The following is a 19,771-nucleotide window of genomic DNA, read 5'->3' as shown; positions in this document are numbered from 1 at the left end:
ATCTTTTAACAATATTATTGCATAAAAAGGCCGAGCAGATCAGCTACTCGGTCTTTTTGGATTCATTTTTTCATCTAGAGCAGGTTCTAGATACACTTAAATATTAACAAATTGTTCTACCGAAGTGAGCGGACTCAGATAAACATAAGAAAGATTTACATATTTGGTAGCGTCACTTAGCTTTTTCATTAGGTCTTGCTGTTCATGAGTTAGATGCAGGTGATTCATGGCAACTCGAGCCTGAATATACATGACCAATTTGCTAGTGTATTCAAGAGGATGATCACCACTGTCGAACTTATTAAGAACAAGCCCAATTGCATCGCGAATCTGCCGATAGCGACCAATATTCATTTCATTGTAGATATTGCTAAAAAAACTATTATAAAAATTCTTCAAATCTTGGTATACTTCACGACTTTCGCTTTGTTTCTTTTGGTTAAAGAGACTGAACATAACTATCACTCCTTTAAAACAGGTATAATTTGCGTTTTTGGATTAAAATGATGCTTTAATTCCTCAGGCAATGGGGTGTCGGTAATAAGGACATCGATCTGATTGAGGGGGACAGACATGTATGGCGAAGAGGATTGATTAGTAAATTTATATTTTTCGGCAACTAATACAACTTGATTAGCGCGACTAGCGGCGGTTTCGACAATTTTGGAATCAGCCATGCTTGGTGTATATACGCCGTCATCTCTGATTCGAGATCCACCAATAAATGCAGTATTGAAATGGATTTGACGCAATGTTTCTAATGCTGTTTCAGAATAAATGAAACGCTGCTTTTTGTTGATAACGCCGCCCAACAATCTGACTGATGGGATTTCTGTTGCTAATAAGCTTAATGCGTTGTCGATTGAATTCGTGACGATCTGCATGTCAATACCATTAAGCATTGGACAGAGCTGCTTTAACGTAGTTGATGAACCGATGAAATCACATTGACCTGGATGAACAAATCTCTTTGCCATTCTAGCCATTTTCATCTTAACCGGTGATTGTACTTGATTTCTTGCTAAAAAATCAGGTACGCTGTTGCAATTAATTTCCATCAAACCACCATGAACTCTAATTGCTTGACCAGTTTCAGTTAGATGAATTACATCTCGTCTTGCCGTATCAAATGATACATTGAAGTGAGCTGCAATCTGTCTAGTTGATAATTGGTGCTTTTTTTCAAGTAACTGTTTAATTTGTATTAATCTTTCTTCTTGGGTCATCTCATGCCCTCCATTTAGTAATTTAACATGAATGAATAATTTTGCACTGATTATGTCAGTATTTGATATTTGTTTATCTGTACTTATCAGTATTTAAGCAATTAAATACTTATATCAAAGCATTAAAAGGTTGATATAGCAACAAAAAAGGGATGCAATTTTAAATTAAATACTTATTTTTTAAATTGGTAGGATCCAATTATAAAAATAGTTGAACTTTTTAGATAATTTGGTATGATATAAGTGTAAACAAAAGAACAAATGAACAAGAGCACTCTTAAATGCTCAAAGGAGAATAAGATGGCAGTTGATTATGACTCAAAAGACTATTTAAAGAGCGTTGATGCATATTGGCGCGCAGCCAACTACTTGTCAGTTGGTCAATTGTTCTTGATGAAGAATCCGCTTCTCAAGACTCCGTTGGTGGCAGAAGACGTTAAGCCTAAGCCAATTGGTCACTGGGGCACGATTGCACCACAAAACTTTATTTATGCTCACTTGAATCGTGTGCTTAAGAAGTATGACTTGAACATGTTTTATATTGAGGGTTCAGGTCACGGTGGTCAGGTAATGGTTTCTAACTCATATCTTGATGGTTCATATACTGAACGTTACCCAGAGATTACCCAGGACGAAAAGGGGATGGCTAAGCTATTCAAACGCTTTAGTTTCCCAGGTGGTGTTGCTTCTCACGCTGCTCCTGAAACTCCAGGTTCAATTCATGAAGGTGGGGAATTAGGCTACTCACTTTCACACGGTACTGGTGCTGTTTTGGATAATCCAGATGTTATTGCCGCTGTTGAAATTGGTGATGGTGAAGCTGAAACTGGTCCCTTAGCTGCTTCATGGTTTAGTGACAAGTTCATTAACCCAATTAAAGATGGTGCAGTTCTGCCAATCTTGCAAATCAACGGCTTTAAGATTTCTAACCCAACCATTGTTTCTCGCATGAGCGATCAAGAATTAACCGAATACTTCCGCGGCATGGGTTGGGATCCTCACTTTGTTTCAGTCTTTAAGGGCGGCCGTTTTGACGGTGAAAAGGACCCAATGCAGGTTCACGAAGAAATGGCTAAGACCATGGATGAAGTCATTGAAGAAATCAAGGCTATTCAAAAGCATGCCCGTGAAAACAATGATGCTACCTTGCCACATTGGCCAATGATTATTTTCCAATGCCCTAAGGGCTGGACTGGTCCAAAGAAGGACTTGGATGGCAACCCAATTGAAAATTCATTCCGGGCTCACCAAATTCCAATTCCAGTTGCTCAAGGCGATATGGAACACGCTGATATGCTTACTGATTGGCTGGAAAGCTACAAGCCAGAAGAATTGTTTAATGAAGACGGTTCACCTAAGGAAATCGTAACTGAAAACACTGCTAAGGGTGAACATAGAATGGCCATGAACCCAATCACTAACGGAGGTCTTGATCCTAAGCGGCTTAACTTGCCAGACTACCGCAAATTTGCTTTGAAGTTTGACAAGCCAGGTTCAGTTGAAGCCCAAGACATGGTTGAATGGGCTAAGTACTTGGATGAAGTTGCTAAGCTCAACCCAACTACTTTCCGCGGCTTTGGTCCAGATGAATCTAAATCAAACCGCTTGTTCCAATTACTTGATGATCAAAAGCGCCAATGGGAACCAGAAGTTCATGAACCAAATGATGAAAACCTGGCTCCAAGTGGCCGTGTGATTGACTCACAATTGTCAGAACACCAAGATGAGGGCTTCCTTGAAGGCTATGTTTTGACTGGTCGTCATGGCTTCTTCGCTACTTATGAAGCCTTTGGCCGAGTAGTTGACTCCATGCTCACGCAACACATGAAGTGGTTAAGAAAAGCTAAGGAACAATACTGGCGTCATGATTATCCATCACTTAACTTTGTCGCAACTTCAACTGTATTCCAACAAGACCACAATGGTTACACTCACCAAGATCCAGGTATCTTGACTCACTTGTATGAAAAGAACCGTCCAGATCTTGTTCATGAATACTTGCCATCAGATACTAATACGCTTTTAGCAGTTGGCGATAAGGCCTTGAAAGACAGAGAATGCATCAATGTCTTGGTAACTTCTAAGCAGCCTCGTCCACAATGGTTCTCAATTGAAGAAGCCAAGAAGTTGGTAGACAAGGGCTTAGGCTACATTGATTGGGCTTCAACTGACAAGGGCGTTAAGCCAGACGTTGTCTTTGCTTCAACTGAAACTGAACCAACTATTGAAACTTTAGCCGCAATCGATATCTTGCACAAGAAGTTCCCAGATTTGAAGATTCGCTACATTAACGTAGTTGATGTTATGAAGTTAATGGATCCTAAGGACAACAAGAATGGTCTTTCAACTGAAGAATTTGACAGATTATTCCCTAAGGATGTGCCAGTAATCTTTGCATGGCATGGCTACAAGAGCATGATGGAATCCATCTGGTTTGCTCGCAAGCGCTACAATGTTCATATTCACTGCTATGAAGAAAATGGTGATATTACTACCCCATTTGACATGCGTGTCTTAAACCACCTTGACCGCTTCGATTTGGCTAAGGATGCGGTTGAAAGCATCGATAAGCTAAAGGGCAAGAATGCGGACTTCATTAGTCATATGGATGACTTGCTTGAAAAGCACCATCAATACATTCGTGACAATGGTAAGGATATGCCAGAAGTAACGGAATGGCAATGGTCGGGCTTGAAGTAAAATTAAAATAAGAATAAATTAGACCTATGCGAAAAGCGTAGGTCTTTTTTTGATAAAGAGGGAAAATATGAAAAGTGGGTTAGTACTTGAAGGTGGAGCAATGCGTGGGCTGTTTACAGCTGGCGTAATTGATGTGTTTTTAGAAAATGACATAACCTTTGATTTAGCAATTGGCGTTTCAGCCGGTGCTGCCTTTGGCGTAAACTTGAAGTCGGAGCAAAAGGGAAGAGTATTGCGCTACAACATGCGCTTTGCGGGGAAACCATATTATGCTAGTTGGAAGTCATGGCGGCGGTCAGGCAATTTGTATGCGGCTAACTTTTGTTACCATATTTTGCCTGATAAGTTGGATGTTTTTGATAAAGAAAAATTTATGACTAATCCAATGGACTTTTGGTGTGTTGCAACTGATGCTGCAACAGGTGAGCCGGTTTATCATCAATTACATGATGCAGGTTATGTTGACTTAGAGTGGATTAGAGCCTCGTCGTCGATTCCATTTTTTGCTCATCCAGTTGCAATTCAAGGGCATTATTACTTTGATGGCGGTGTATCTGATTCAATTCCGTATGATTTTTTAGAGCAGCAAAACTGTGATAAAAAGGTAGTCATTGCTACACAGCCGAAGTCTTATCGCAAAAAGCAGAGTAAGCTCTATCCACTGGAAAAAGTAATTTTAAGGAAATACCCCGTAGTAGTAAAAAAATTGGCTACTAGAGCTGAGGATTATAATGCGGTGCTTGATCAGATGGTAAAAGATGAAGCTGCTGACCAAGCTTTTATTATTCGTCCACCGTTTCCGCTTGAAATTGGCACTTTAGAAACAGATAAAAAAGAGATGCGACGAGTGTATGAGGTCGGACGAGTTGAGGCGGAGAAAGTTTTGCCAGCTTTGCGTGAATATTTGAACAAATAATAAAACAAGTATCTAGGAAAGATTAATCACTTCTCAGATACTTGTTTTAGGTTGTTCATAAAAATTTCTCAAAAGCATTGCTGATGCCATCTTCGTCATTTGAAGTGGTAACATAATCAGCATGCTTTTTCGCTTCTTCGGAGCCATTACCCATGCAAACAGCTGTTCCAGCAAAGTCAAACATGGTAATATCATTTCTTTCGTCTCCAATTGCCATGACCTCTTCTGGAGTAATGCCAAGTTTTTCAGTTAATTCTTTTAATCCGGTTCCTTTATTAACATTAGGGTGAAGTAGCTCTAAGAAGCAATCGTCGGCACGAACAATATACAGCTCTTGCCCAAATTCTTGGCGAATTTTATCCTCCCATTGGTCTAACAACTTAGCTTTAGTGGCAAAACAACCTTTAGCAATTTCAAAATCACTAGGCAATTCATCTGGCTCTCTAATGTATAAAGTCGCACTATTTTCGTAAGCTTGAGTATAAACCATTAAATCAACATCATGATCTCCTGTAATTATTTTTGAATCAGGGGAAACAACGTTAAAAGGTAAATGATGCTCGTTAGCAAAAGCATACATTTTACGATAAAGTCGATTAGAAACTAGATCTTTAGTCATTATCTTGCCATCTGCTGTGCGGGTAATTGCGCCATTAAGAGTGATAGCATATTGATCAGGTCCAATAATTCCTAATTCGTCCATAAAATGTTTTAATCCTGCGATTGGCCGACCAGAACATAAAGCAACTTTTATTCCTTGGTCTAAAGCTGTTTTAACTGCCTTTTTTGTACTGGGCAAAATCTTACCTGTTGAATTAAGCAAGGTACCATCGGTATCAAGTGCAATAAATTTGATTGTCATAATAATTCCTCCTGTGCATTTAACTTACCGTTAATTATGCCAGACTTTGTGTTATTTCAGTAAGCAAAGTAGTTCATCTTGGAAAGGAAAAAGGTTTTATCACTTGTTTCGTTTCATGAAATGAAATATATTGCAGAGGATTTTATGTGTATAAATAGAGAATGTCTATAGCATATTTATTGACATGTTATTTTTGTATGTAAAGTAAATGATTAAACATAGGCGCGACAAGCAAAATAAAGGGGGGTATAAATATTGGTATATACATCATTGAAGGGCTGAAATAAATTTCATGAAATGAAATATCATCTTAACTTTATGAAACAATAAGTCATAGTTTTAAAAAACGCTTACATTAGCTTAAAACTATGGTATAAATAAAAATGTAAGCTAGCTACTAAGATAGAGTTAAGTTCAGAATTTGATATCAACTGGACGTTTTATCTTAAAACATTTTTGAGGAGTAAATATTTGTGTGAAGCACAAATGGCAAAAGTCAATTGTATGAGCACCTTGCGGTTGACTTGATCTGATGAAATAAAGATGTAGATGCAGGTGTAGATGTAAGAATAAGTTATTGATTTAATTTTTTTCTTCAGAGGTAAACGATTATGATGCAGAAAATACAGCGGTTTGGGGCCGCTATGTTCGTCCCAGTTATGCTGTTCTCGTTTGCGGGTATTGTCGTAGCTTTAGGTAGTTTGTTCAATAACCCGACTCTGTTTGGTTCAATTGCCAACCCGGGAACTACATGGAACTCAGTTTGGGACACAATTTCAGCTGGTGGTTGGACAGTGTTCAACCAAGAAGGTATTTTGTTTACTGTAGGTTTGCCAATCGGTTTAGCCAACAAGGCTAGAGGTAGAGCAGCCATGGAAGCAGTTATTGCTTACTTGACTTACAACTACTTCATCGGTGCAATGCTTACCCACTGGGGTGCAGCATTTGGTATTCCTAACTTTGACAAGATTCAAATTGTTGCTAACGCTACTAACCACGGTTTAACTAACATTGCTGGTATCAAGACTCTTGACACTAGTATCTTAGGTGCCTTGGTTGTTGCTTTGATTGTTGTATGGCTACACAACAAGTACTTTGACAAGAAGTTGCCAGACTGGCTTGGTACTTTCCAAGGTTCAACTTATGTCTACGCTTTAGCATTCTTCGTAATGATTCCTTTAGCACTCATTACCTGCTGGGGCTGGCCAAAAGTTCAAATGGGTATCACCAGCATGCAACACTTCATCGTAGATAGTGGATTTATCGGTGTTTGGATTTACCAATTCTTGAACCGTGTATTGATTCCTACTGGTCTTCACCACTTGGTATACATTCCATTCCAATTCGGTCCAGCCGTTGTTGCCGGCGGTTTGCAACCATACTGGTTGAAACACCTTGCTGAATACGCTGCAAGTACTAAACCACTTTCACAAATCGCTTCAGTTGAAGGATTCCAACTTTACGGTAACGAAAAGGTATTCTTAGTACCATTTATCTGTCTTGCCTTCTACGCAACTGCTAAGAAGAACAAGAAGAAGCAAACTTCAGCTTTGCTTATCCCAGCTGCTTTAACCTCAGTATTAGCTGGTATTACTGAACCTATCGACTTTACTTATTTGTTTGCTGCTCCAGTTCTTTGGGTAGTTTACTCAGTATTGTCAGCCACGATGAACACAGTTATGTGGGCCTTTGGTTTAAGAGGATTCATGTCAGATGGTGCGATCGGTATCGCTTCAATGAACTGGATTCCACTTTGGCAAAACCACTGGAAGACCTACGTCATGGAATTTATCGTTGGTATTATTTTCGGTATTATCACTTACTTCGTCTTCAAGATCATGATCGAGAAGTTCAACTACATTACTCCAGGTCGTGAAGCCGATGATCAAGATGTTCACCTTCTTTCAAAGAAAGAATACAAGGCTAAGAAAGCTGCAGAAGCTGCTGGTAAGGACGCTAATGACCCTTACATTGAAAGAGCAACTGCTTACCTTGAATTATTAGGTGGTCCTTCAAACATTACAGAATTGAGTTCATGTGCTACTAGATTACGTGTATCTGTTGCCGATCCAAATAAAGTTGCTTCAGATGCCGCATTTAAAGCAAACAAGGCTGTCAATGTCGTACACCACGGTAAGGCTATCCAAGTTATCGTAGGTTTGGACGTACCTCAAGTTCTTGATGAAATGAACACTTTAATGCAACAACAAGGTGGCGACGCTAAGGTATCAACTGAACAAGATAATCCTTATATTGAAAGAGCTACTGGTATCGTTGACTTGCTTGGTGGTGACTCCAACATTCAAGATGTCATTGCTTGCTCAACTAGAGTAAGAACTCATGTCGTTGATCCTAAGAAGGTCGCTCCAGATTCAGAATTCAAGAAGATCGCAGATTCTTACGAAGTACAACATAAAGATAACAACGAGGTTGACATCGTTGTCGGATTGGATGCCGATCAAGTTGTTGATCAAATGAAACAATTGCTATAATCTGAAAGCGCTTGTGTTATCATTAATATATAAATTATATATTGATAAGGGCACAGGTATTATGGCAAATTTGAGATCAATGGTCTATGACAATAGTCATAAATTGAACGATTCTGAAAAACAGATAGTTCAATATGTTCTAAATAATCCGAGAGACTGTAGCAAATTAAGCTTAGCCAAATTAGCTAAAAAGCTTTATGTATCCGAATCCGCAATTTTCCGGTTATGTAAAAAGCTAGGACTAAGTGGCTACAGTGAGCTTAAATTTGATTTGGTTGAATTAGCCGAATCGAAGCAAAAACCAATCAAAATTGAAAATAATTTTGCGCGGGAACTTAGTAAAGTAAATTCAGACGTGTTGAAGTATTTCAAACAACGTGATTTCAATAGCTTGTATCGCGATTTAGATAATGCAGGGACAATTTACATTTACTCTACTGGTTGGCAACAAGAGTTAATTGCACAATATTTGGCTCATGAATTGTTTGTAGTTGGCAAGCATGCAACTGTTTTGCCATCAGCATTAGAGGAGTTAAAAGCTGCGGGACGCTTTGCTCAAAAAGGCGATGTTTTGTTTATTATCTCGTTTACGGGTGATAATAAAACGATCAATGAGGAAATCACTAAGTTGGAACTAGTGAATGATAAATTCAAATATGTTTCGTTCACTAACCTGAAGCAAAATAAATTAGCTTCATTAGTGCAGCACAACATTTATTTTCCAACGATTGCCTTTACTGATGATGCCGACTTTAAGAGTGGGAAGGTTGCCTTTACCCCAGCGTACTTCTTAATTGATTTGGTAATTAGTGAATATGTAGCTTGGCAACAGAGTCAAGGAGAGGATGTAGAGATCAATGTGGGCAATTAGTAAACGAAAAGTTGGCAACTTTATCGATCGAATAACCGAAAGCATGCACTTGGATACTAAGAAGATTTTGACTTGGTATTCATACGTACTTTTCATTGCTCCACTATTGTTTTGGGCGATGATTGCACTACGAAGCGGTGCTTCTGGTCAATCGATTCGGATGATGATTATGAAGCAGCCGATGATTGCGATTAGTACAATCGTTGCTATCGTTGACTTCATACTAGGCTACTATATGTTGTTAAACCACAAGCAGTTTTTAATCAATCGACAGACTTATCGCTTCTTGATGGGAAGTCAGATGATTGCTCAGCTCTTTGTTGGCAACTTGCTTTGCGTAGTATTAGCTATCTTAGGTTTTTATCGAGCAAAAGCTTTGAAGAAAACGCAAGATGGTGTTAGTCGAGTAATAATCGCAATTTCACTTACTGCAGCTGGTTTATTACTCGCAAGCTTTATGTTGATATTATTACTTGAATTTTAGAAATCCAGAGGTTATTAATTATGTTTAATTTCTTTAAGAAAAAGAATAAGGGTATTGAAGTAGATGCGGTAGTTGATGGCGACATTATGCCAATTACTGATGTAAAAGACGATGTCTTCTCAACTAAGATGTTAGGTGATGGCTATGCTATCAAGCCTAAGGATAATCATATCTATGCACCAGTTGATGGTAGTATTTCCACACTTTTCCCAACTAAACATGCTATTGGTATCACGAATGACCAAGGTATTGAGTTTTTGATTCACTTGGGTCTTGATACTGTTGAACTAAAAGGTGCTCCGTTTACAGTGAATGTTAGTCAAGGCGATAAAGTTAAGAAAGGTCAACCCTTAGCCACAATGGATTTCCAAATGATTACAGACAAGGGATACGATGACAGCTGCATCGTTGTCTACACCAACATGGACCTGATTAAGTCAGTTACTCCGATTGAAAAAGGCAGTGTTGAACATTCCCAAAAAGTACAAACTATCGAACTTAAATAGTCAACTTTCCCCTCTCTCATGTAAAAATTTAACGACTATTTCTCTAGTTTTCGGCTTAGCTTCTACGTTGAAGCTAAGCTTTTTCTGTTAGAATGTTAATTAAGAAAGAAGGGCATTTATGAAAAGATATCGACCGAACACTAAGGCAGTCATTGTGGGTATAGTTTTGATGTTAATTGGTATAGCATGCTGGGTAATTAAGGCATCATTTATTCCTAAGGGAGCAGACTTCTTGTTTCCGATTGGCTTACTTGTGATTTGTCTTGGCGGATTAACTTTAACCATTACTGCGTTTATTGCTATGCGAAAAAATGATCTTGCAATGAGTGCTTATTTAAAAAAACAGGCAGCAGAAAAGAAAAAGCAAGAAAAGAGCAATAATTAAGCTTTTTAACAGTTTTTTACTATAATAAAATATAGATTGTTATTATATAAGCAAAAAGGAATTGAGGAAAAATGAATTTTAAGGATGTTTATGAAAAGGAACATGTAACGCGGAAGTTTACTAATAGAAAATTACAAGAAAAAACAATTGCTGGAATCGTTAAAATGGCACAGCAATCACCTTCATTGCTTAATTCTCAGCCATGGCGTGCATATGTTTTGATGGGGGATGCTTTAAGCAAGTTTAAGGCTGCTTCAGCTAAAAAGATTGATGATAAAGAAGCTGCACATGAAGATTTTGCTTCAATGCTATCACTAGACTGGGATACTTATCCAAGTCGTAATATGGCTACGATGGGTGCATCCCAAAGTTTCTTTTTCAGAAATAAGCTTCAATTATTTAATGATGCGAATAAAACAATGTTCAATGCACCAGCAATTATCTTTTTAACGGTTCCGAAGAAATCTCCAGCTTGGTCCGTTTTTGACTTAGGAATTTTTGCACAAAGTATCATGCTTTTAGCCATTAACCGTGGCTTAGGTGTGATGCCAGCTCACTCAATGGTTTCATACCCAGAATTGGTTAGAGAATATGCCCAAATTCCAGATGATGAAGCTGTCGGAATGGCAATTGCAGTTGGCTATATCGACAAGAATGCTGAAATTAATGATCCTAAATTTATTCCAAAGCGTGTACCGTTTAATGAAATTTACAAGGTGGTCGAATAAATTACAAAAAACCGTTATCCCTTGTGTAAAACTGCACTATTTTAGGCAAGAAATGGTAAAATAGGTTTTAGTAATATATTTGTAAAAAAAGGTGATAATACTTTGAGTCCAGCTCAAATAGTAACTAATTTAGTTGCAACATTATTAATATTTATCGTTGCATCATTCTTTGTTGCTGCGGAATTTGCGTTAGTTCAAACTAGACCAAGTCAGCTCGAAGATATGCTTGCTAAGGGTCAAGGAAATAAGAAAAAGTTGCGTCGTGCTTTGCATATGACGCACAACTTGAATGAGTATTTGTCAACTACTCAGGTTGGTACCACTTTGGTTGGTGTAGTCTTGGGTTGGTTCTCGGCTGATACATTCGCAACCATCTTGGAAGATCTTTTCCATTTGACGCCAATGAATGAATCACTCATCAAGTCAGTTAGTGCAATCTTAGGCGTAGTTTTATTAACTTATTTGGAAGTTGTCTTAACTGAAGTTGTGCCTAAGAATATTGCGATTGACAAGCCAGTACCGATGATGATGGGGATCGTTACGCCACTTCATATTTTCCATACGATTGTTTATCCATTCGTTTGGCTATTAAATACTAGCTCCAATGGAATCTTAAAATTGATGGGCTTTACTCCAGCTGATGAAGAAAATGAAGTTTATTCACAATCTGAAATCATCAAGTTGTCGCGTAATGCGGTTCATGGTGGTTCGCTTGATAAAGAAGACTTAACTTATATGGAAAGAGCCTTCGAATTAAACGATAAGGTTGCTAAGGACATCATGACTGACAGAACAAGATTGTCAGTACTTGATTCAACTGATACAATTGCCTATGCCTTGAAAAAATACTTGGAAGAAGGCTACAGTCGTTTTCCAGTTGTGCGTGATAATGATAAAGATGACGTTGTGGGTTATGTTTATGCGTACGACATTGTGCAACAAAGCCAAATTGATGGCAACGTACCAGTAACAAGAATTATTAGAACTATTATCACGGTACCTGAATCAATGCCAATTCAAGATATCTTGCACTTGATGATTTCTAAGCACACACCAATTGTCTTAGTAGTTGACGAATATGGTGGTACTAGTGGGATCGTTACTGATAAGGATATTTATGAAGAGCTTTTCGGTTCTGTTAAGGATGAAATTGATGATGTTTCAGATGATTACATTATCAAGGACAAGGATGGTCAAGTTCATGTTTCAGGTAAGACGACTTTATATGACTTTGAGCGTTTCTTCCATACAGATCTGAAGGCCTTTCAAGATAGCGATATTATTACCATTGGTGGTTACATGATGGAACATTATCCTAACTTGAAAAAGGGTGAATCAATTGAACTTGAAGGATATAAGTTTACCTTAGACAGTATCGAACAAGGCTTTATGCGCTGGTTTATCGTTGAACCGATTAAGGATAAAGATCAAAAAGGCGATCAATCAAAGGATGAAAATTAGAAATTATTCAGAGGAAGCGTTGAAAATGACGCTTTTTTTGTTTAAAGATGTTATAATTCTTTTTATTAGGAATAATATATGTAAATTGAATTGAAGGGTAGATTAAATGGCAAAAGGCGACAATATTGACCAAATTATAGATCACAAATTATTCACAGAAGATGACATTCATGAGATGTGCGTCCGTTTAGGTAAGCAATTAACTGAGGACTATGCTGGTAAAAAGCCGGTAGTTGTTGGGGCTTTGAAGGGTGCAATTTACTTCTTGACTGACTTAACTCGACAAATGGACGTAGCACATCAACTGGATTTTCTCGATGTTTCTAGTTATGGTGATGGCTTTGAGTCAACTGGTAAGGTCAAGATAGTATCAGATTTGGTAACTGACGTGAAGGATCGCGATGTTTTAATTGTCGAAGATATCGTTGATACGGGTTTAACTTTGAAATTCATGAAAGAACACATTATGGCACGTGGCGCTAAGAGCGTTAAGTGTTGTGCAATGCTAAATAAGGAAGCCAGAAGAACTATCGATGTTGAATTAGAATATTATGGTTCAAAGGTTGGCAATGAATTCGTAGTGGGTTATGGTTTGGACTTTTTAAATATGTATCGTAACCTTCCTTATGTTGGGGTATTGAAGCCAGAAGTTATTCAACATTACGCTAATAAATAAGGATGAAAATTAGATAAAGAATCAAGCGAGTGAGAATGATCACTCGCTTTTATTTACTGCTTTTGATAAAAAATTTTATTAAAATATCAAATTAAATTTATTTTTTTAGATTTAATATTGTGGTTATAATGTAGGCGGTTTAGTAAGAAGAACAAGTAAAGGAGTAGTTTTTATGACCAAACAAACTATTAAAGCTCAAGCAGATGGTCGCAATGGTCAAATTGATTTTGAGATTGATTTAGAAAACAATAAAATTAGCGATGTCAAAGTAACCAAGAATTCGGAAACTCCTGCAATTTTTAATCAAGCTTTTGGTAAATTAAAGAAAAATATTATTGATAATCAAAGTTTTGACGTGGACGCTGTTTCTGGGGCATCATTGATGACTCAAGCAATGCTAGATTCTGGTAAAAAAGCATTAGCCGAAAATAACATTGCTCTTGACGGAAAAAAGCCAGAAGTCGTACATGAAGAAAGGCAACTAAATGTTGATGTGGCTGTAATTGGCTCCGGTATGGCCGGGTTAATGGCGGCAAGTCGTGCTCTTTCGATGGGTAAAAAAGTAGTTGTACTTGAAAAAAATGGCTATTTAGGTGGAGCAACTATTTTAAATGGCTCAAATGTTGTAGGAACTGGCTCTAAAGTTTCTGCAGAATTATTTGGTGAAACGGCAAAGAAGGATTCGCCAAATAGACTAGTTCAAGATATTACTCGTGAATGCCGCGGTACCAATTATCCAATGTTGTCAAAGTTATTAGCTAACAATATTGGTAGGGCCGTAGACTTTATTACTGAATTTGCAAATTTGACTTATCAAAAAGCGGAAACCCAAACAGTTGAACATAGTGTAAATCGTCAAATTGAAATGCCTAGTGAAAGCTCATATGAATTAGTGACTAAGGTGGCTGAGGCATTTGAAAAAAAAGGCGGACAAATTATCTTAGATGCCCGTGTTGAAAAGTTGAATAAAGATAAGGCTGGCAAACTGGTATCTTTAACCGCTGAAGGCAAGCACCAGACAATTAATGTCAATTTCAAGTCACTTGTTTTAGCTGCTGGTGGTTGGGGTGCACGTGATTATCAGGCTCATAAGACTGATATTCCATATTATGGTCCAATGACTTCAACTGGTGATTATTTTGATTTTGCCAAAAATATGAATTTGGTTACTCGTAACTTAGACTGGTATAAGGTATATCCACATGGATTGGAAGTTGAACCTGGTATTGCTAAGCTAACAACTTATTCAACTAAAGAAGCGACCGATATGGGGGCTATTTTTGTTAATACTGATGGCAAGAGAATAGTTAACGAATCTGCACCTTATACGCATTTTAGGGATGCGATTGCCGAACAAAATGGTAAGGTAGCTTACATTGTCATGGATCAAAGAACCTGGGACCGTTTCTATGAATTAATGCTTAAGTATGGCTTTACCAAAGAAGAAGTTCAATCATTCTTTGATTTGGATGGCGAGAAGAGTCCAGTTCTGGTCAAAGGCGACTTGAAGACCGTGGCAGAAAAAGCAGGTATTGATTATCAAACGCTGAAGGAAACTGTTGATAACTATACTGAAGATGTTAAAGCAGATTATGATCCTGAGTTTGGTAGAGACAAGAAGTTTATGCATGAGTTCGAAGGCGATACATATTATGTAATTGAACAAAAACTTCTGTTCTGCACAACTTTGGGTGGATATGAAACTACTGATCAAATGCAGCTTCTTGACAATGATATGAATCCCGTAAGTAACTTCTATGCTGCAGGAGAAATTGTTGGTGGTGCTAATGGTCATGATTCAATGCCAAGTATGATGAATTCTTGGAGCTATGCTTCTGGTTTTGTTGCAGGTACGACTGCTGCAGATAATACCAATTATAATTATTCTACTGTTTCAAATGAACAAGAAGCAGATGCTGTATCAGGCGCCTCTGAAGCTTAATTTAAATACTGAAACTTGAAAGTACCAAAATCAAGCTCAAGTCCTGTCACTATTGAGCTTTCTTAGACGTAATTAGTTTTTATATGATCTGTTTCAGTGCAATTTGTATGAATCGTGGCAGTTGGTTAATAAAGTCATTGATTGCTTCATCTATCTTTTCAAAACTAGTCTGCTTAAGCTCTTTTAATTCTGAAATCAAGTAGACCAATGCATCTACGAATTTAATATCAGGCAAGGATTCGTTCATTAGATAGAATAAATCTCCGATTGTCCTATCATCTGTATTTTGTCTTTCCTGCCAGGCCAATAGATCATAAGTTATTACTGTAACTGCGATATAGCCACATTATCCATCATAGCTTTGAACTTGAGATTTATCTAAAGCAAGATATTGCTTAGACGTCTTAAAATATGTTTCAATTTGCCATCTACGACCATAGAGCTGGATGATTTCTTCAGGTCTAAGCTTTGTCTGAGTAGTAGCTAAAATCGAATGCTTGTTCTTGCTTCTACGGTTGGAGACAAAGACGAGCTTTAATAAAAAGCTATGTCCATGATATTGAGCCTCAACTATGCTTGAATAAAGATAATGTTTCTTTTTACGGATGTTTGAAGCAGCCAATGAGCCAAGCTGCAATCAAGCATAATAGTTTTTGCCAGTTGATTCTTCCATCGTTAAGTACATTGCGAGCAGTTCTAACGGAAAAACGCTTGTCACTCTTAGCTCTGAATAAGGAAAGCCGAGCAAAGTGTACTGACATCAACCAAGAGATGATCATGGTTAATGAAACGGTAGATTTACGCTTAAAGTTGACTTGTTTAGTTAACTTAGCTAGACCAATTAGTTTAATAAATGAAGAAATTAAGGATTTGGTATCGTTTTCTGTGTCGATTTGTTCTATACTGTTCATTGCGTAGGATTTTCAGGTTGACATTTAAAGTATAACGCAGAGAGATCCTGCGTTTTTATTTTTGATAAGAAAAAGCCAAGAGGCGCGGGGAAGGAGCGTTAATCTTAGCTTTCAAGTTTCAGTTTATTAATTAAAGCATGCAATTAAAAAGTTTAATGTGGATAACTATTTGCATTAAGCTTTTTTTATTTGGAGAACGAAACATAGTTATTTCATAATAATTTTGTTATGAAAGTATAGTGAAATTGATATTTGATACATCAACAGATGACGCACTAATATTAACTTGTGGATAAAATTAAACTTATTAGAGGTGTAAACAATGAAGTCAGGAAAATATCAAGTAAAAGCTAAAGGTCATGGTTCCGAATCAATGCCAATGGAAGTTGACATTGATGGCGATAAAGTTACTTCAATCAAAGTAGATTCATCAGGTGAAACTAAGGGAGTAGCCGATGAAGTATTTAGACGTTTGCCTAAAACAATTGTGGAAAATCAAACTTTAAACGTTGATGCGGTCAGTGGCGCGACTATTTCCAGTCATGGTGTGATTGATGGCGTAGCCGAAGCAATTGATGAAGCAGGCGGCGATTCAACCGAATGGAAAAACCGTGAAAAGCCCGCTGCTACAAAGGTAGAAGATGAAGAAATTACTGTTGATGTAGCTGTAGTTGGTGCAGGTGGCGCTGGTCTAGCAGCTGCAGTTCGCTCAATTCAACATGGTGAAAGGGTGGCTGTTCTCGAAAAGTATCCACAGATCGGTGGTAATACTAGCCGTGCTGGTGGTCCAATGAATGCGGCTGAACCAGAATGGCAAAGTAAATTTAAGGCTCTTCCTGGTGAAAAACAGACTTTAGAAGACTTGGCTAATACGCCAATTGAACAAATTGATTTAGAATACCGCTTTGATTTTGAAAAATTACAAAGACAAATCAAAGAATATATTGATTCTGGTACAGATTATTTATTTGATTCGACTTTACTCCATGAAATTCAAACTTATTTAGGTGGTAAAAGGACGGATTTAAAAGGTAACGAAATTCATGGTAAATATGCTTTGGTACATGAATTGGTAACTAATGCTTTAAATTCTGTTAAATGGCTCCAAGATTTGGGTGTTAAGTTTGATAATTCTCAAGTTACAGAACCAGTTGGTGGTTTGTGGCGCAGAGGTCATAAGCCAGTAGAGCCATTAGGTTATGCCTTTATTCACGTTTTGGGTGATTGGATAAGAGAGCATGGTGTCGATCCATATCTTGAAACTCGTGTTGAAAAACTAATTATTGAAAATGGCAAAGTACGCGGTGTAATTGCGACACGCGCTGATGGTAGTACTTTGACTGTGCATGCTAAGGCAGTAATTTTAACGGCAGGTGGCTTTGGTGCCAATACTAAGATGGTTCAAAAATACAATACCTATTGGCCAAACATTGCAGACGATAGTACAACAACTAATTCACCTGCAATTACTGGCGATGGGATTAACTTAGGTCTTGAAGCTGGTGCAGACTTATTCGGTATGGGCTTTATCCAATTAATGCCAGTAGCTGATCCAAAGACCGGTGAGCTTTTCACTGGTGTTGTAACTCCGCCTGCTAACTATATTATGGTTAACAAAAAGGGTAAGAGGTTTGTTAATGAATTTGCGGAACGGGATGTTTTGGCTAAGGCAGTTATCGAAAATGGTGGTTTGATTTATCAAATTGCGGACGATAAGATTAAGGACACTGCTTACAATACAACCCAAGAGTCACTTGATGCGCAAGTTAAGGCTGGAACCTTGTTTAGAGCTGATACGCTTGAAGATTTGGCAAAACAAATTGGAATGAATCCAGCAGTTTTGGTTAAAACTATCCAGGATTATAATTCTTACGTTGATCGTGGCGAGGATCCAGACTTCCATAAGAATGTATTAGGCCTCAAATGTGAAGTTGCACCATTCTATGCTACTCCGAGAAAGCCTGCTATTCACCACACTATGGGCGGCTTAGTAATTGATACTAAGGCACATGTTTTGAATAAAGATGGTCAAATTATTGATGGTCTATATTCTGCTGGTGAAAATGCTGGTGGCATTCATGCTGGTAATCGTTTGGGTGGTAACTCCTTGGCAGATATTTTCACTTTTGGTCGAATTGCTGCCAATACTGCCTATGAAGATCATCAAGAAAATGATGCAACTAGCGGTGCTTCACAACATTAATAAATATATTTACTTAAACAAAAAGTCGCCCAAAATCGGCGGCTTTTTTCGTTAATTATTTTTCTTTTGCATGTAATAGTAAGTTGGCAGTCCTAACAATGTTAAACCAATACCAATAATTGAAAGAACAAATTGATTGATAATTGTTGAGACAACGATGAAGATACCACCGATCACGGAAATAATTGGAATGATCGGATACCATGGAACCTTAAATGGACGTTTTAATTCTGGCTCACGCTTTCTCAAAATTATTACGGCAACTGACAACATTGTGTTGAAAGTCCACATAACGAAGACTAGCATGTCAGTTAAAACAGTAAAATTACCTAGTAGAATCATGACAATTGCAATAGCATCAACAATAAACGCGCCAACTACTGGAACACCGGTATGGATATTAGCCTTGCCAATTTTATTGGAGAATGGCAATAAATTGTCTTGAGCCAAGATATAAGGCGTGCGCATCCCTGTCAGCATGAATGCGTTAACCGCACCGTAAACAGAAATTAAAATTCCCACAGTGACTAGTTTTCCACCAAATTGACCAAACAATTTCATTGAAGCTTGAAACGCGGCATTATTGTTATTAGTTAATTGATCAATAGGTAAAACGGTCATGAAAGTATAATTGATTAAAACATAAATCAATGTAATTGCTGAAAGACCTAAAATAATTGCCCGTGAAAGGTCTTTTTCTGGATTTTTGACTTCGTTAGCCAAATTAGTCACTACAATCCAGCCTTCGAAGGCGAATAACGCAGAAAGTAACCCTTGACTAATAGCGGTTGGAAATGAATGTCCAGTGCCGACTGTTAACGGAATAATTGGTGCAGGTATTTTGACAGGATTAAATAATCCCCAAATAATAATTAAAGCAATTGGAATGATTTTTAGGATAGTGATGACCGACTGCATTTTGCTAGAAAATTTAGTTCCGATTAGATTAATTCCTAAGAGAAAAAGCACTAGCAAGATAGCTATTAGGTTAGAATACCTCGCCTTAATTCCAAATAAGGAGACAAACTGAACGCCAAAAATTGAGCTTAGGGCACCAATTTGAGCTGGAAAATAAACAATCATTTGTGCCCAGCCAAAAAGAAAACCCCACACGCGGCCGTAAGTGTAATCAAGATACTTAATGGCACCATTAATTTTTAAGCTGGCGGCGATTTCTGAAATGGTCAAACCTGATGCAATTGAAATGATCCCAGCTAAAATCCATACAAACAGGGTCATTGAAGTGCTGCCAGTTTGTGCAGTAATTGTTCCGATCTTGAAAAATACGCCAGCTCCGATGACAGAACCGACTACGGTAGCCAATGCTTGGCCGAATGAGATTTGTCGTTTCATATTTATTTGTTGCCTTTCGTTTACATTATTTAAATTTTAGCACATCGACTGGAAA

General features: G+C 37.7%; 16 protein-coding genes and 1 pseudogene. 12 read left to right on the top strand and 5 right to left on the bottom strand.

The window, feature by feature from the left end; genetic code table 11:
* Positions 1–96: 96 nt before the first annotated feature.
* Entirely contained in the window at positions 97–456 is a 360-nt protein-coding gene (locus CP367_RS04970; protein WP_023487971.1) for a bacteriocin immunity protein, read from the bottom strand.
* 5 nt (positions 457–461) lie between these two features.
* Entirely contained in the window at positions 462–1,226 is a 765-nt protein-coding gene (locus CP367_RS04965; protein WP_023487972.1) for a DeoR/GlpR family DNA-binding transcription regulator, read from the bottom strand.
* 300 nt (positions 1,227–1,526) lie between these two features.
* On the opposite strand from CP367_RS04965, the gene CP367_RS04960 reads away from it, so the two are divergent.
* Positions 1,527–3,926, top strand: coding sequence for a phosphoketolase family protein (locus CP367_RS04960; protein WP_089145885.1), 2,400 nt, complete (start codon positions 1,527–1,529; stop codon positions 3,924–3,926).
* A gap of 67 nt (positions 3,927–3,993) precedes the next feature.
* Positions 3,994–4,842: a patatin family protein gene (locus tag CP367_RS04955; protein ID WP_089145886.1), complete on the top strand. Its 849-nt coding sequence runs from the start codon at positions 3,994–3,996 to the stop codon at positions 4,840–4,842.
* A 55-nt stretch (positions 4,843–4,897) separates the two neighbouring features.
* On the opposite strand, the gene CP367_RS04950 is transcribed toward CP367_RS04955, so the two are convergent.
* Positions 4,898–5,704: a Cof-type HAD-IIB family hydrolase gene (locus tag CP367_RS04950; protein ID WP_057726555.1), complete on the bottom strand. Its 807-nt coding sequence runs from the start codon at positions 5,702–5,704 to the stop codon at positions 4,898–4,900.
* Between the two features lie 611 nt (positions 5,705–6,315).
* Here CP367_RS04950 and CP367_RS04945 point away from each other — a divergent pair.
* The 9 genes from CP367_RS04945 to CP367_RS04905 all read left to right on the top strand — a co-directional run bounded on the left by CP367_RS04945 (position 6,316) and on the right by CP367_RS04905 (position 15,249).
* Positions 6,316–8,196: an alpha-glucoside-specific PTS transporter subunit IIBC gene (locus CP367_RS04945; RefSeq protein ID WP_005724271.1), complete on the top strand. Its 1,881-nt coding sequence runs from the start codon at positions 6,316–6,318 to the stop codon at positions 8,194–8,196.
* A gap of 61 nt (positions 8,197–8,257) precedes the next feature.
* Positions 8,258–9,067, top strand: a complete 810-nt coding sequence (locus CP367_RS04940; protein WP_005718549.1) for a MurR/RpiR family transcriptional regulator — start codon at positions 8,258–8,260, stop codon at positions 9,065–9,067.
* On the top strand, positions 9,054–9,551 hold the full coding sequence (locus tag CP367_RS04935; RefSeq protein WP_013086011.1) for a hypothetical protein: 498 nt from the start codon (positions 9,054–9,056) through the stop codon (positions 9,549–9,551). The genes CP367_RS04940 and CP367_RS04935 overlap by 14 nt, the downstream gene beginning before the upstream one ends.
* Positions 9,552–9,571: 20 nt before the next feature.
* Positions 9,572–10,057 (top strand): PTS glucose transporter subunit IIA, encoded by a 486-nt coding sequence (locus tag CP367_RS04930; protein ID WP_005718553.1) that lies wholly within the window; start codon positions 9,572–9,574, stop codon positions 10,055–10,057.
* Between the two features lie 118 nt (positions 10,058–10,175).
* Positions 10,176–10,442 (top strand): hypothetical protein, encoded by a 267-nt coding sequence (locus CP367_RS04925; protein WP_005718555.1) that lies wholly within the window; start codon positions 10,176–10,178, stop codon positions 10,440–10,442.
* A 71-nt stretch (positions 10,443–10,513) separates the two neighbouring features.
* Positions 10,514–11,170 (top strand): nitroreductase, encoded by a 657-nt coding sequence (locus CP367_RS04920; RefSeq protein WP_013086012.1) that lies wholly within the window; start codon positions 10,514–10,516, stop codon positions 11,168–11,170.
* Between the two features lie 102 nt (positions 11,171–11,272).
* Positions 11,273–12,631 (top strand): hemolysin family protein, encoded by a 1,359-nt coding sequence (locus CP367_RS04915; protein WP_057726554.1) that lies wholly within the window; start codon positions 11,273–11,275, stop codon positions 12,629–12,631.
* 106 nt (positions 12,632–12,737) lie between these two features.
* Positions 12,738–13,307, top strand: coding sequence for a hypoxanthine phosphoribosyltransferase (gene hpt / locus CP367_RS04910; protein WP_013086014.1), 570 nt, complete (start codon positions 12,738–12,740; stop codon positions 13,305–13,307).
* 172 nt (positions 13,308–13,479) lie between these two features.
* Entirely contained in the window at positions 13,480–15,249 is a 1,770-nt protein-coding gene (locus CP367_RS04905) for an FAD-dependent oxidoreductase (RefSeq protein WP_089145887.1), read from the top strand.
* A gap of 79 nt (positions 15,250–15,328) precedes the next feature.
* Here CP367_RS04905 and CP367_RS04900 read toward each other — a convergent pair.
* Positions 15,329–16,160, bottom strand: a pseudogene (locus tag CP367_RS04900) (transposase).
* Between the two features lie 322 nt (positions 16,161–16,482).
* On the opposite strand from CP367_RS04900, the gene CP367_RS04895 reads away from it, so the two are divergent.
* Positions 16,483–18,363, top strand: a complete 1,881-nt coding sequence (locus tag CP367_RS04895; protein WP_089145888.1) for a flavocytochrome c — start codon at positions 16,483–16,485, stop codon at positions 18,361–18,363.
* A 51-nt stretch (positions 18,364–18,414) separates the two neighbouring features.
* Here the strand turns inward: CP367_RS04895 and CP367_RS04890 are convergent, their stop codons facing one another.
* Complete coding sequence (locus CP367_RS04890) at positions 18,415–19,716, bottom strand: APC family permease (protein WP_089145889.1); 1,302 nt, start codon at positions 19,714–19,716, stop codon at positions 18,415–18,417.
* Positions 19,717–19,771: the final 55 nt, after the last annotated feature.

Origin of the sequence: Lactobacillus sp. UMNPBX16 (assembly GCF_002553775.1) — a bacterium.
Classification (GTDB): domain Bacteria; phylum Bacillota; class Bacilli; order Lactobacillales; family Lactobacillaceae; genus Lactobacillus; species Lactobacillus crispatus.
Note: the sequence above shows the minus strand (reverse complement) of the source record. Positions and strands in the feature narration are given on the sequence as shown.